The 14219-nt window shown below is 63.9% G+C and carries 11 protein-coding genes; 3 read left to right on the forward strand and 8 right to left on the reverse strand.

The genetic code is table 11. The annotated features are described in order from the left end of the window. Positions 1-5: 5 nt before the first annotated feature. The 3 genes from Q363_RS06295 to Q363_RS06305 all read right to left on the reverse strand — a co-directional run bounded on the left by Q363_RS06295 (position 6) and on the right by Q363_RS06305 (position 3017). Positions 6-1382, reverse strand: a complete 1377-nt coding sequence (locus Q363_RS06295; RefSeq protein WP_035348721.1) for a hemolysin family protein — start codon at positions 1380-1382, stop codon at positions 6-8. After that, positions 1379-1888 (reverse strand): rRNA maturation RNase YbeY, encoded by a 510-nt coding sequence (gene ybeY / locus Q363_RS06300; RefSeq protein ID WP_035348823.1) that lies wholly within the window; start codon positions 1886-1888, stop codon positions 1379-1381. The genes Q363_RS06295 and ybeY overlap by 4 nt, the downstream gene beginning before the upstream one ends. Before the next feature lie 91 nt (positions 1889-1979). After that, a complete protein-coding gene (locus Q363_RS06305; RefSeq protein WP_035348723.1) occupies positions 1980-3017 on the reverse strand; it encodes a PhoH family protein in 1038 nt (345 codons plus the stop codon). A gap of 431 nt (positions 3018-3448) precedes the next feature. Here Q363_RS06305 and rpsT point away from each other — a divergent pair, with 431 nt between their 5' ends. Beyond that, positions 3449-3724, forward strand: coding sequence for a 30S ribosomal protein S20 (gene rpsT, locus Q363_RS06310; protein WP_035348725.1), 276 nt, complete (start codon positions 3449-3451; stop codon positions 3722-3724). A gap of 56 nt (positions 3725-3780) precedes the next feature. On the opposite strand, the gene Q363_RS06315 is transcribed toward rpsT, so the two are convergent. After that, positions 3781-5376: a hypothetical protein gene (locus Q363_RS06315; RefSeq protein WP_157466576.1), complete on the reverse strand. Its 1596-nt coding sequence runs from the start codon at positions 5374-5376 to the stop codon at positions 3781-3783. 260 nt (positions 5377-5636) lie between these two features. Here Q363_RS06315 and Q363_RS06320 point away from each other — a divergent pair, with 260 nt between their 5' ends. Together Q363_RS06320 and Q363_RS06325 are read left to right on the forward strand one after the other, a co-directional pair. After that, a complete protein-coding gene (locus Q363_RS06320; RefSeq protein WP_245632063.1) occupies positions 5637-7751 on the forward strand; it encodes a M13 family metallopeptidase in 2115 nt (704 codons plus the stop codon). Between the two features lie 70 nt (positions 7752-7821). Further along, positions 7822-8739: a DMT family transporter gene (locus Q363_RS06325; RefSeq protein ID WP_035348728.1), complete on the forward strand. Its 918-nt coding sequence runs from the start codon at positions 7822-7824 to the stop codon at positions 8737-8739. A gap of 36 nt (positions 8740-8775) precedes the next feature. On the opposite strand, the gene Q363_RS06330 is transcribed toward Q363_RS06325, so the two are convergent. The 4 genes from Q363_RS06330 to Q363_RS06345 form a co-directional block, all read right to left on the reverse strand. Next, positions 8776-10140, reverse strand: coding sequence for an MATE family efflux transporter (locus tag Q363_RS06330; RefSeq protein ID WP_035348729.1), 1365 nt, complete (start codon positions 10138-10140; stop codon positions 8776-8778). A 427-nt stretch (positions 10141-10567) separates the two neighbouring features. Continuing rightward, on the reverse strand, positions 10568-11359 hold the full coding sequence (locus Q363_RS06335) for an MOSC domain-containing protein (RefSeq protein WP_035348730.1): 792 nt from the start codon (positions 11357-11359) through the stop codon (positions 10568-10570). 76 nt (positions 11360-11435) lie between these two features. Beyond that, on the reverse strand, positions 11436-12776 hold the full coding sequence (locus Q363_RS06340; protein WP_035348731.1) for a serine hydrolase: 1341 nt from the start codon (positions 12774-12776) through the stop codon (positions 11436-11438). 144 nt (positions 12777-12920) lie between these two features. Further along, positions 12921-14195, reverse strand: coding sequence for a threonine synthase (locus Q363_RS06345; protein ID WP_035348732.1), 1275 nt, complete (start codon positions 14193-14195; stop codon positions 12921-12923). Between the last annotated feature and the right edge of the window lie 24 nt (positions 14196-14219).

Here is a 14219-nt window from a genome sequence, read left to right on the forward strand (position 1 = left end):
CGTACTTAGAAGGTGCTGGATGGATGTCCCGTCAGGCTGACCCGTACGCGATCGATTCGGCGATCCGTTGAGGACAGAACCTCCAGCCGCAGGCCGTCCTGCTCCACCACCTCGCCCGGAGCCGGGATGTGGCCCGCGATCTCGGAGACCAGCCCTCCCAGCGTCGTCGACTCGTAGCGCTCCGGCAGCCGCAGCGGATCGGACTCCTCCTCGTGCGCTACCGGCTCTTCGGTTGTCTCGCCGTCCTCAACGGGGCGTGTCTCGGCGTGCTCCATCTGGTCGGCGAACAGCTCCTTCAGCCGCGCGACCTCGAAGCTTCCCGGCACGGTGTACGAGCCGTCGGGGCCGAGCACAGGAGCCTCGTCGGGCTCCGGCTCATCGTGCTCGTCGGCGATGTCGCCCACGATGGCCTCGAGCAGGTCTTCGATGGATACCAGGCCCGCGACGCCGCCGTACTCGTCGATGACGATGCGCATGTGCTGCTTCTCGCGCTGCATCTCGCGCAGAAGCTCGGCGACCTTCTTGGTCTCCGGCACAAAGGCGGCGGGCCGCTGAATCTGCGCCACGGTTCGGGTTCCGGCTTCGATGTCGAGCACCTTCAGCAGGTCGCGCGCGAAGGCGATTCCGGTAACGTGATCGAGTGATTCCGCGTAGACGGGAACGCGCGAGAAGGCGTGCTCGTTGATCTCCGCGGTAAACTCGCGCAGCGTCATCGTCCCGGAAACGGCGAAGATCTCCGGCCGCGGCGTCATCACCTCGCTTACTACCTTGTCGCCGAACTCGACGACAGAGCGCACAAGCTCGCGGTCCGACTCCTCGAGGATTCCCTCCTCTTCGCCGGCCTCGAGCAGCGCCTCCATCGCCTCGGAAGGATGCTCCTCCTCCTTCGTGTCCTCAGGCTCCGCCAGCGCCGCGATCGACAGCAGCAGCTGCAGCACGATCGTCACCGGCAGGATGAGGTAGAAGAGCACCTGAAGCACGATGGTGAGCTTGCGAATCCAGAGTCCTCGCGAGCGGGCAAAGAGGATCTGCGGAATCAGGCGGTCGAAGATGAGGATCAGCAGGATCAGCTCGGCCGCCCCGCGGGCAATCGCTCCCGTGCCTGGAATCTCCACCAGCGCATTCGTGTTCTGGTAGAGATGCAGCCCCCACAGCAGCGCGATCGCGGCCAGCGTCAGCTGGCGCAGCACCGAGGCCGACAGCGCGATCGACTCGCGCCCGAGCCGCAGCCGCGGCTCGATCGTCTGCTCCCAGGTGTCGATGTTGTCCTGGTACTCGCGGGCAAGAAACTTGCCCATCTCCGAGTAGACGCGGTCGACGTAAGCGGCCAGCGCGAGCACGGCCAGCAGCAGCGTCATCGTGATGAAGTATCCGAGGCTCATGCGCGCCGCCTCTTCGCCGCCGTCTTCCTTCGCGGCGCGCGCGCAGGCCGAGCCGGCGAACCTGTTGTGCGCTCGATCAGCGTCGCGGGCAGCTTCAGCTCACGGCGCAGTTCGGCCTCGCGAGCGGCCATCTCGCCGGAGTCCACCTCGTGGTCCATTCCGGTCAAATGAAGCAGGCCGTGCAGCATCAGAACGCGAACCTCTTCGCCCAGCGAGTGGCCGAAGCTCTCCGCCTGCCGCGCTGCCGTATCGAGCGAGATGGCGAGGTCGCCCGCGTGCTGCGCAGCGATCTCCTCCGGAGCGGGAAAGCTGAGCACGTCGGTCGGCTTGTTCTTGCCGCGGAAGTCGCGATTGAGGCGTTTGATCTCGGCGTCTGAGGTAAGGAGCACCTCGACTGCGCCCGCAAGCCCAACCACCTCGCGGGCGCGGCGAAGGAAGCGCGTCAGGCCGGACTTCGCAGGCGGCATTGGATTGGAACGGGTACTGGGAGGTTCGATGGTGATCATCGCTTGGTGGTGATCATCGCGCAAAGTGCAACGTCAGCAGAGTGAAGCGTTGTTCGCGCTCCCCTCTGCTGACGATAGTATCTCACTGCCGCTACTGCGGCTTCGCCACATGCTTGTCGCTTGCCAGCGATGGAGGCTCCGACATCGCAGACTCGCCCATCGAGAGCGGAAGCTCCTGCTGGGCGCGGCCGTAGCTGTCGTACGCGCGTACGATGCGCTGAACGAGGTGATGCCGCACCACGTCAACGTCCTCGAAGTGACAGAAGCGGATTCCCTCGACGCCGTCGAGGACGTGCAGCGCCTCGAAGAGCCCGGAACGTTTGGGGTTCGGCAGGTCGATCTGCGTCAGGTCGCCGGTGATGACGGCCTTCGAGCTGTTGCCGAGGCGCGTGACGAACATCTTCATCTGCTCAGTCGTCGTGTTCTGCGCCTCGTCCATGATGATGAAGGCGTCATTGAGCGTGCGGCCGCGCATGAAGGCGAGCGGCGCGACCTCGATGACGTTCGATTCGAGCATCTTGTCGACCTTCTGCGGGTCGAGCAGGTCGTAGAGCGCGTCATAGAGCGGGCGCAGGTAGGGATCGACCTTCTCCTGGAGCGAGCCGGGAAGGAAGCCGAGGCGCTCGCCGGCTTCGACGGCCGGACGAACGAGGATGATGCGGCTGACCTTTTTGGCAACGAGCGCCGAGACCGCCATCGCGACGGCGAGGTAGGTCTTGCCGGTTCCGGCGGGGCCGAGGCCAAAGACCATGTCGTTCTGCTCGATCGCCTCGACGTACTTGCGCTGATTGGGCGAGCGCGGCTGAACCATTCGTTTGACGCCGTTCGAGCGCTGCTTTCCGGAATCGACCAGCGACCTCAGCGTCACGGCCTGATCGGCGACGACCATCTTGAGCATCCCGTGCAGCTCCCCGTTGTGCAGGTTCACGCCTGCTCGACGCAGCGCGTCGAAGTCCGCGAAGACGCGCTCCACCCGGGCGACGCTGTCGGCGTTGCCGGTCACATGAATGGCGTCCGATCGAAGGTCGATCGTGACGTGTAGCCCGTCTTCTAACAGGCGTAGATTTTCGTCGTGGGTTCCGTAGAGGGGTTCGATACCTGGGGTGATTTCGATGGCTGTTCTGATCAAGTTTGGGGCTGACCTCCGTCAGGCGAAGCGCGGTTATCTTCTGCTTTATTGGATACAAGGTACGAGCGACAGGTTGCGGCCCGGTCAAGGCACGGCACAGGGAAGGTTGTTTGTGTGGGGGCTGCGACCGGGATGGCGAGAGTTGCCAATCGTGTGCCGAAGATGGGCACAGAGTAGCCCGCACCGGGACGCTCGTCAAGCCCCTGAATGATGGGGAATGAATCTAAAGGAATAACTGCGGCTGCCTCGGTCTGTTTGCCGGAAAACTGACCGGAATGCAGGATTCCCGCCGTTCTTTCGGTTGACCTTAGCCTCGGATTTCCGTAGACTTAGAGATTGCAGAGGATGGTTCAGGCTGTGTTTCCGGCCAGCCTGAGGTCTGCATCCCAAATTCCCCGACACATAAGCGGGTCAGAAGAGAGAGTTTAAACATGGCAAATCATGTATCGTCGCTGAAGCGCGCACGCCAGACCGAGACCAAGACTGCGGTCAACCGCGCCAACAAGAGCAAGCTCCGCGGAACCCTGCGCTCTCTGCGCGAGGCGATCGCCAAGGGCGACAGCAAGGACCTGAAGGCTGTCTACAGCGCCACCGTCTCGGTGCTCGACAAGAGCGTTCAAAAGGGCGTGATCCACAAGAACACGGCCAGCCGCTACAAGAGCCGCCTGAACGCCCGCGTGAAGGCTGCGGTCACCAAGGCCCCCTAAGCACCTTCCCCATCTACCAGTTCGACCGAGGCCAGCTTCTGAGGAGCTGGCCTTCTTCATTGCTTCGGCGACCCCGGCTTTTGAGTCGTTCCGCTGGAATCTCCGGGATGCTCGCCCTCGTTGTAGAGAGTTGGCGGCTTTCGCGGCGATTCGGTTGGTGCGGAGCTCTCCGCTCCCGCTGTATTCGCCGGGCTCTCCTGCGGCTTCGATGTGGCAGCGTCATTCGAGGAATCTGTTCCTGCGGGAGGCGCCGGCGCAGCCTGTGGCGTGGGCGGCTGTGCGACCTCAGGCTCGCTTGTCTTTGCAGCCGGAGTGGCCTCAGGAGCCTGCGCGGGAGGATTTGCGGAGTCGCCGTTCGTCATATCGGCTGCCACGTCGCCGCCGCCCGCGCTCGCCTCTCCAAACTGCGCCATCGCGCCGTCGTCCTGCGGGGCGGAAGCCTCTGCCAGCTTTACCGCATCGCGTTCCTTCTCGGTCAGCGGCGGAAGGCTGTGAATCTCGATCGCATCCCCGCGAACTACCGCAAGGCTCATCCCGTCCGGGGAGAGCGCGAAGTTCTGCCCGGCACGCTCTACCGGCGAGGCATCGATGCGCAGCACCTGGCGGCCGCTGTCGGTCTGGTAGACGATGATGCTCTGACCGGCGACCAGCTCCGGGATGAGTGCGTCGGCCTGCACGACACCGCTGTGGGTCAGCACGCGGCTCATGGCAAATCGCCCGCCCTTAGGGGCGTAGTCGAACGTGGGAGCGATATAGCTCTCGGTCAGGTTCTGCTGCCACATCTGCTCGCCGCGCATGTTGAAGGCCCCGACTAGCTGCGGGGCGTGGTTGAGGCCGCAGCCGAAGGCGATGAACTCGCTGCGGCTCACCAGGATCGGCACGGGCCTGCAGGTTGAGTCGAAGGCAGCGAGTTCCTTGACCTTGCCGCTGTAGGAGTGGAAGTCGAAAGCCCAGCGCCGCTGCCCCTGATCGAGCATCGCAACGTAGCCGGCGGAGTTGGCAGGAATGCGTCCGGGAACCCGCGCGCGAAACCCGCCGCCCGGCCGCAGCCCTACTTCTTCGCCGGCCCTGGCCGACAGGCGAAAGAAGTTGATCTGCACGGGAGTCTCGGAAAACGCGCTCTCCTCCGTCGAGAGACCCGGCGTCGCGCCCGAACTCGTTGGCAGGATTGCCTCTCGCTGCCGGTCCACCGTCTCGATGATCATCAGGTCGGCGTCGGGCGACAGCAGCACGCCGCCGATCCGGCGCTCGGTGGTAAGGAATGGCCTCTCCCGGAAGGCGTGGCCGCGAGCCAGGTTGACCATCGGGGCGAAGGTGGTGAGCGTGTCGCGAGTCCGCAGCATGAAGCGCCCTTTGCCGAGGTTCCACAGGTACTGGCCGTGGTCGTGGAAGCGCCATGAGGTGCGCGCCAGAACCTTGCCGCCGGGAACCTCCAGCAGCACGGCGTCAATCATGCGATCCTGGTCGGTAGGTGGACAGTCCGGCAGGCGCTTGAGCAGCCGCTTGGTGCTGTAGGTCAGCAGAAGATGCTTATCGTCGACAAAGTCAACCGTCAGCATAGAGCTGCCGGCGAGCAGAAACTGTGTGGAGAGAGGCTGGAAGCCCAAGGGCTCCAGCGGGATGCGCTCCGCCGGCTCAGGACCCTTGGCCACGGCGCATTTCGTCACAAATACAGACACAACAACGAGCAGGAGAAGGCTCGAAAGCTTGCAGAGCCGGGGACTCGCGTGGATGATGCTGGGAACCGGCATAATGGCGCGCGTATCTCGCCCGGAAGGGCGTCCTGCCTTCTACTGTTTCACAGACGAAGGGTGCTCGCCAATGGAAGCACGAAGCGTCTGTCAACGGTAAACAATACCAGTGATACAACATCAGAAGGTTCCAAACGGAAAGAATCGAAGGGAAGTGCAAGGTGAATATACAGAAGGTGGTTCCCCCTCGCGTGGCCGCGCTGAGTTTCGCGGCAACCCTGCTGGCGGCTGGGGTCGCGACCGGGGTTCAGGCACAGCAGAACAGCCGGCAGAGCCGGGTCGCTGACGACAAGACGGTCAGGGCCGAGGTCTACAAGGCCATTCCGGGCTTCGACTCCTCCTCCATCGACCCCTCTGTCGACCCCTGCACGGACTTCTACAAGTTCGCCTGCGGCAGGTTTGCCGCGAACCACCCGATTCCCGCCGACCAGCCGGCAGTGGATGAGTTCTACGCTCTGTACAACGTGAACACGCAGTCGCTGAACAACATCCTGACCAAGGCCGCGGCCGGTGGGGAGAATCGCACGCCCAACGAGCAGAAGATCGGCGACTACTACAAGAGCTGCATCGACACCGACGCCATCGAGGCCAAGGGACTTGCTCCGCTGAAGCCGTACCTCGACAGGATTGACGCCCTCAACGACAAGAACGACCTCACCGCGCTGGTCGGCGAGTTGCAGCGCAACGGCATCGACGTCTTCTTCGGCTATGGCGAGCAGCAGGACTTCAAGGACGCGAGCAAGCAGATCGCGTTCGTCGACCAGAGCGGACTCGGCCTGCCCGAGCGCGACTACTATCTGCGCACCGGCGAGAAGGACGAGACCGTCCGCAAGCAGTATGTGGAGCACGTAGCGAAGATGCTGACTCTGGCCGGCACGCCCGCCGAGCAGGCACAGAAGGACGCCACGGCGATGATGGCCTTCGAGACCGCGCTGGCCAAGGCCTCCATGCCGGTCACCGAACGGCGCGACCCGGAGAAGATCTATCACCTGCAGACCATCGAGATCTTTGAGCAGACCTTTCCCGCGGATTCCTTCAATGCGTTTCGCGAGGCCATGCGCTCGCCCGAGATCAAGGAGCTGAACAATGCCAATCCGGCCTTCATCAACGCGATGATCGCCCAGGTGCAGGAGACCGATCTCGACACACTCAAGGCTTACATGCGCTACCACCTGCTGACGGGCGCGGCCAACCGTCTTCCCAAGCGCTTCGACGACGAGAACTTCGACTTCTACGGCCGCAAGCTAACGGGGCAGCCGCAGCAGAGCGCGCGCTGGAAGCGCTGCTCGAACGCTGTGAACGGCGCGCTGGGCGAGGCGCTGGGCGAGGTCTACGTCTCGCAGTACTTCGCCGGAGACAGCAAGGCGAAGATGCTGGAGATGGTCCACGACATCGAGAACGCGATGGAGCGCGACATCGATCAAGTGGATTGGATGTCCGCCGAGACCAAAGTGCGCGCCAAGGAGAAGCTGAAGGGCATCGCAAACAAGATCGGCTATCCGGACAAGTGGCGCGACTACTCGAAGCTCGAGGTGAAGGCCGACGACGCGCTCGGCAACAAGTTCCGCGGGACGGCGTTCGAGAACGATCGCCAGCTCGGCAAGATCGGCCAACCGGTGGACCACAGCGAATGGGGCATGACGCCGCCGACCGTCAACGCCTACTACGACCCCAGCATGAACGACATCAACTTCCCCGCAGGCATTCTGCAGCCAGCCTTCTACGACCCCAAGCAGGATGATGCGGTGAACTATGGGCACATCGGCGCGGTCATCGGCCACGAGTTGACGCACGGCTTCGACGACGAAGGCCGCAAGTTCGACGCCAAGGGCAACCTGAGCGACTGGTGGACGGCCGAGGACGCGAAGAAGTTCGAGGCGCGGACCGACTGCCTGGTGAACCAGTACGGTTCCTTCACTGCAGTCGATGACGTGAAGGTGAACGGCAAGCTGACGCTGGGCGAGAACACGGCCGACAACGGCGGCCTGGTGCTCGCATACATGGCGTATCTTGAGCGGGCGAAGATCAACAAGGTGGACCTGACGAAGAAGATCGACGGCTACACCTCACCGCAGCGCTTCTACATCGGGTACGCGCAGAACTACTGCGAGAACTCGCGGCCGGAGGTAATCCGCCAGCAGGTGCTCACCGATCCACACTCGCCGGATCACTTCCGCGTGACCGGCGCTATCGTCAACCAGCCGGGTTTTGCAGCGGCCTTCGGGTGCAAGAAGGGCACGCCGATGGTACCGGCCAACAGCTGCCGCGTCTGGTAGCTGACACAAGGCTGTCAACAGCGGGCGCGGCTCAAGGCTGCGCCCGTTTCATTTGTGCGACAGTGGAAGTATGTCTTTTGTCCACAAACGGCGCACTCTCGGCTTCGTCGCGTGCGCCATCGCCAGCTCGCTCTGGGGCTGCGGCTTCTTCTTCGGCAAGATCGCGTTGGCAGAGATGTCGTTCGCGCATATGGTGCTCTATCGGTTTCTCTTTGCAATGGCGGCGCTGGCTCCGCTGCTGGTAACGCATCGCCCCGGCCTTTCTCTTCGTGAGTGGCGCGTCCTTGCGACGGCATCCTTTCTCGGAGTTCCGGTTCAGTTCCTCATCCAGTTCTACGGGCTCTCGCTGACGACGGTCTCGCACGCCGCGCTGATGGTGGGGACGATGCCGGTGATCCTCGCGGTGGGTGCGACTCTGTTCGCGCATGAGCGCCTCGATGCGACGGGCTGGATCGCGCTAGCCGTCTCGACGGCGGGTGCGGCGCTGATCGCGCTGGGTCGCCATGGCACGGGCGCAGGCGAGCCCTCGCTTGCGGGCGATCTGCTGATCGTGCTCTCGCTGGCGATCGCTCTGGGCTGGATTCTGCTCAACAAACGGCTGATGGATCGACACTCACCGATCGTCGTCACGGCGTACGGCCTGCTGCTGGGCACGCTGATGCTGCTGGTGTGGGTGCCGGTGCGCTACGGGATGCCACCGGTCGCGCACGTCTCGATGAAGGCGTGGCTGGCGCTGGCTGCCAGCGGCGTTCTGTGCACGGCGACGACGACGCTGCTGTGGAACTGGGGCATGACACAGGTTCCGGCGTCGCAGGCCGGGGTGCTGCTGAACATGGAGCCGCTGATCGGCAGCCTGCTCGGCGTCTTCGCGCTGGGTGAGCACCTGGGGCCGAGCGCGTGGACCGGTGGCGCGCTGATTCTGGGCGCGGCCATCACGCTGACGACGCGCTCGAAGGCTCACGTGCCGGAGCACCAGCCTGCGGGTTGACACGGCGGGCTTGGCGCGCAGCGGATCTTCAGGTCTTCAGGAGACGAGGCTTTTTTCGGGCAGCTTCTGCGTGGTGCGGTGCCAGACCGTCGTGAGCGCCACGCCTGCGACGATGAGCCCGGCACAGAGACCAAGCCAGAGGCCGACGGCCCCGTAGCCCATGCGGAAGCCTAGCCAGGAACCGACGGGAAGGCCGATGATCCAGTAGCCGATGATGTGGACGATGAGGCCGGCATGGGTGTTCCCTGCTCCGCGCAGAGCGCCGGTTGCGGTGATCTGCAGGCCGTCGAAGAACTGGAAGGCGGCGGCGACGAAGAGCAGGGGCACGGTGGCGGCGATGACGGCGGGGTCGGGGGTGAAGGCCCGCGCGATGGGGTGGGCGAAGAGGGCGAGGACGAGGGAGAAGGTCGCCATGATTCCAGCGCCGAGAAGGATCGAGGTCCAGCCGGCGGCGGCGGCTTCGCGAGGCGCCTTGCGTCCGATGGCTTGGCCGACGCGCACTGCGGCGGCGGCGGAGATGGCGAAGGGAACCATGAAGGTGAAGCTGGCGCAGTTTAATGCGATCTCGTGACCGGCCAGCTGGAGGGGGCCGAGGGTTCCGATGAGGAAGGTGACGGTGGCGAAGATGGCGATCTCGGTGAAGATGTGGGCGCCGGCGGGGGCGCCGAGGATGGTGAGGCGCTTGAGGCGCGCGGTCTCGATGTGGCGGAGCATGGAGCTGAGGCCGTAGTGGTGCTGGTGCTCGACCCGCCAGACGGCGGCGACGACGAAGAGGGCGAGGTAGGCGCGCGAGATGGAGGTGGAGAGGCCGGAGCCTGCGATTCCGTAGGCGGGGATGTGGATGGGTCCCCAGGAGTGGCCGTAGATGAGGAGCCAGTTGCCGAGGACGTTGGTGAGGTTGGCGGTGATCAGGGCGAAGGCGATGGGGCGGACGTGGTTGAAGGCCTGCAGGTAGCGGCGGAGGGTGAAGTAGAGGAAGAGCGTGGGGGTTCCCCAGTTGAGCGCGTGGAGGAAGCGGATGGCTCCTTCCATGACCTGCGCGTTGATGGGCATGCGGCGCATCGCCAGCGGGGCGAGTTCGATGATTCCGAAGAGCGCGGCGGCGAGGATGGCGGCGAGGAGGAGGCCGTGGTAGAGCCAGCGGTTGGCCTCGTCGAAGCGGCCCGCTCCGTGGGATTGCGACAGGTAGGTGTCGAGCGAGAGCAGGACGCCGGCGATTCCGAAGGCGAGGGTGTTGTAGAGGACCTGGCCGAGGGCGGCGGAGGCGATGTTGACCGCGGCGTTCTGCATGTGGCCGATCATGACGGTGTCGACGATGCCCATCGCCATCCAGCCGAGTTCGGCCGCGATGAGGGGCAGGGCGAGGAGGAGGACGTTCCGGATCTGCTGCCGTGCGTTCATGGCTGCGGTACCTCCTCCCTCCCCTACTTTTTGCGCAAAGTATTCGAAACAGAAAACTTAGCCTGGTACTTCGATGTACCGGGGCTTGTGGAAGTAGCAAAAAGGAAAGCCCCGGGGTCCGGGGCTTCGGTTTTCGATTGATGTTTTTATTCTACCGGATCGGGTGGGGTAAATCGGCACTCTATAAATCTCTATTTATGATGGAGATAGGCCATTTTTGGACTTGACAGCGAGATTTGCTGGGGTTTTTGAGGTTTTTCCCCTGTGAAAATTCGTGCGGGCACAGATTTTATTCCCCACCGGATCGGGAGTGCGGGGATGGGCGAAATGCGGGGGTTCTTCGCTCCGCTCAGAATGACGGTGCCAGGGCCGGAGCGGGGTCGTCGGAGAGATTCTTTACGGAGGCCGGATGCAGGAAAGTCAGATTTCAGTTGACCAGGCGGACCTCGTCGCCGGGGCGGATGGTGCCTTCGACGAGGACTGCGGCGTAGATCCCGGCTTTTCCGTCGTGCTCTCGAGCGACTCGCTTCATGACCTCGGGGTTGGGCTCGGCGGTGTTGGGATCGAGGGTGATCATCTTGCAGCGTGGGTCGCGGTCGACGATGGCGACCATCACCTTCTCGCCGATGCTGAGGGTGTGGCCGACGAACTGATCTTCGGTGAAGCCTTCGCTGCTGCCGAGGTTGAGGTAGAGGTTGGCGCGGAAGCGGCGCTTGTCGAGCGAGGTGCCCAGTTCATCGCCGAGCCGCTCGACGGTTTGGAGAGAGAAGAGGGAGAGCGGGCGGCAGTCGGTGAGAGCGCGTTCGGAGCGCATAAGGCGGAGGTGATGGCGCTCGCGCAGGCCCTCGCTCAACAGATGAAGGAGAGCCGGGTCGTCGATGGGGATGGAGTTCCCATCGGGTGTCTGGACATCCACGGTGAGATCGTCCAGGCTGGGATAGACGGGAGTGACACCAGGGGCGAGTGCTTCTGCCTCGGACTGATTTTCGGGCTTCATTGCCCGGTCGGCGTTGCGAAACTGAGGCTGGAAGAGGAGCATGTGTTCCCGTTCGCGGCCGGTGAGATAGGGAAATCCTGCGGGGGCTCCATCGTCGTGGATGGCGTAGATGCGATCGCCATAGATTCCGGAGAAGCCCGCAAAGGCGCTTTCCAGCTGTTGGCCGCGCATGCTTTTGACCGGGTAACGCCACAGGCTTTCCACCGTTCCTACGGTTTTCATAAGAGGTCCCTCCTGTGAGGAGGGATTGTAGACCTTTTTGCGGCGGACGTACTGTCGGTGCGGCGACCTGTTGGCGCTATTGCTTTTTGCCTTCGTGCTGCGCTCCGTTCTGGTAGATGACGAGGCGTGAGATGGTGTGGGTGGCGGGGTCGCGGAAGAACTCGACCTGGGCGTCGGCGACTTTGAGGAAGAAATGTGAATCGGATTCGGCGAAGACGTCGACGGGGTTCTGCTTGCCTAGCTTGGCGGAGAGGCGGGGGCCGTTGACGGCGATGACGAGATCGGCATCGAGGTCGGCTACGCGGTAGGTGCCCGCGTAGTCGGGGAGCGTGGTGGCGGGGAGGGTGATCTCTTTGCGTTCGGAGGGGAGGGTGAAGGGCTGGCCAAGGGCGGCGCGACTGAGGTAGCGTGCGACCTGATCGGGCGCGCCACCGGTGAGGTTGCCGAGGACGATGATGGTCAGTTTGTCGTCGGGGTAGTGGTTGAGGGACGTGTTGAAGCCCTCGATGCCTCCGCCGTGGGTGATGAGCTTGTGGCCGTCGACGGTGCGGATGAAGAGGCCGCAGCCGTAGTCGGACTTGTAGGGCGTGGTCATCTTTGCGAGCGACTCAGGCTTGAGAACTTTGCCGCCGAAGAGAGCTTGCTCCCACTTGAGCAGATCGCCGGTGGTGGAGTAGAGGGCCCCGGCGGAAAACGGGATGGTCATACTGATGTAGCCGTCGTGTTCGATGCCGCGGGGCGAGCGGCGATAGCCCTGGGCGCGCTGGGAGAGGATGGCGGCGTTGGAGTCGATGCCGGTGTCCTTCATGCCGAGCGGGGTGAAGATGTTTTGTTGCAGGAAGTCGGCGTAGGTCTGGCCGGAGACCTTTTCAATGAGGTAGCCGAGGAGGACGTAGCCAGAGTTGGAGTAGGAGAACTTGGTGCCGGGCTCGAAGTCGAGGGGCTTATCGCGGAAGCGTGCGACGAGCTCCGCAGGGTTGGTGTCCTTCCACTCGGTGGTGCGGTAGTCGGGAAAGCCTGTGAAGGAGGGGATGCCGGAGGTGTGGGTGAGGACGTTGTAGATGGTGATCTTGGACCAGGCGGCGGGGGCGTCGGGCATGTACTTGCTGACGGGGTCGTCGATGTTGAGCTTGCCGCGCTCCTGGAGGAGAAGGATGCCGGCGGCGGTGAACTGCTTGGTGATGGAGCCGAGGCGGAACCTTGTGGTGGGGGAGTTGGGGATCGACCACTCGAGGTCGGCGGAGCCGTAGCCCTGGTCGATGAGGGTGTGGCCGTCTTTGACGACGAGGACGGTGCCCATGAAGGTCTTTTCGCCGGCGTAGCTGGCGATGATCTGCTGCATGCGCGGGGTGGGGTTGGTTTGGGCGAGGGCGGAGAGAGGTGTGAGGCAGAGGAGGACGGCGGCGAATTGGCGCATGAGGCTCCTGTACGTTCGAGGACGGAAAATGTTCCTCGATGTAGGAGGCGATGCCGACGAAATACAGGGATATCTCCACTTCGCCGCTCACGATGAGTCTGTGAGCGGCTTCGGTCGAGATGACGCCATGACAAGCCGAGAATTCTATTGCGGGGTGATGATGCCTCCTACGGGGAGGCTGGTGGGCAGGGTGCCGGGGCGGCGGAGGTGCATGGCTTCGGCGGTCATGTCGGTGTACTTGAGGCCGGCTCCGGTGTTGAAGAGGACGACCTTGTCGGTGGGGGAGAGTTCGCCGGACTGGATGAGCTGGTCGTAGGCGGCGGTGGCGGCGGCTCCTTCCGGGGAGAGGAAGATGCCCTCATTGCGGGCGTAGTCGAGGATGCTGGCGAGGATAGTTGCGTCGTCGCTGGCGATGGCCTTGCCGCCGGATTTTTCCAGGATGTCGAGGATGATGTAGTCGCCGTAGGGCTTGGGGACGCGGAGGCCGGCGGCGAAGGTGTCGGCGTTGGGGAAGAACTCGCTGGTGGGCTTGTGGTGGTCGAAGGCGGTGGCGATGGGGGCGCAGCCGGAGGCCTGGAGGGCGTACATCTTCGGGCGCCTGCCGGTGACCCAGCCTAGTGCTTCCATCTCTTCGAAGGCCTTCCACATGCCGATGAGGCCGACGCCTCCTCCGGTGGGGTAGAAGACGGCGTCGGGGTAGGTCCAGCCGAGCTGCTCGACTAGCTCGTAGCCCATGGTTTTTTTCCCTTCGACGCGGTAGGGCTCTTTCAACGTGGAGATGTCGAACCAGACTTCGTTCGCGGGGGTGTTGGAGTCTCTTTGCTGCTTGATGCGCTCGCCGACGATGCGGGCGCAGTCGGAGATGAGGCCGTCGATCAGGTTGACGTCGGCTCCGTAGGCGATGCCTTCGACGTAGTTGGCGAAGGGGACGTCCTGGGGCATGAAGATGTGGGCGGCGATTCCGGCGGCGGCGGCGTAGGCGGCGAGGGCTCCGGCGGCGTTGCCGGCGGAGGGCACGGCGAGGTGCTGGAGGCCGTAGTGCTTCGCCATGGTGACGGCGAGGCCGAGGCCGCGGGCCTTGAAGGTGCCGGTGGGGTTGGCTCCCTCCTCCTTGATGTAGAGGCCGGGGTAGCGCTTGCTGTGAAGCATGGGGGTCCAGCCTTCGCCGAGGGTGACGGGGGCAACCGGATTATCTGGCGCACCGCTGGGAAGGACGTTTGCGTAGCGCCACATGCCGAGGCTCGTTGGGCTGGCCGCTGCGCGCGCGGCGATGTCTTCGCGGCGGGCGGTGCGCTTGAGCTCGTCCATATCGTAGCGGACGTAGAGGGAGCCGGCGCAGAGGGGGCAGAGGGTTTGGGGAGTTTCGGGGGAGACGTGGTTGTGGCAGCGGGAGCACTCGAGCGATGCGATACGGGGCATAGTTCGATGCTACCGGATGACGTG

It is taken from the genome of Edaphobacter aggregans DSM 19364 (assembly GCF_000745965.1).
GTDB lineage: Bacteria > Acidobacteriota > Terriglobia > Terriglobales > Acidobacteriaceae > Edaphobacter > Edaphobacter aggregans.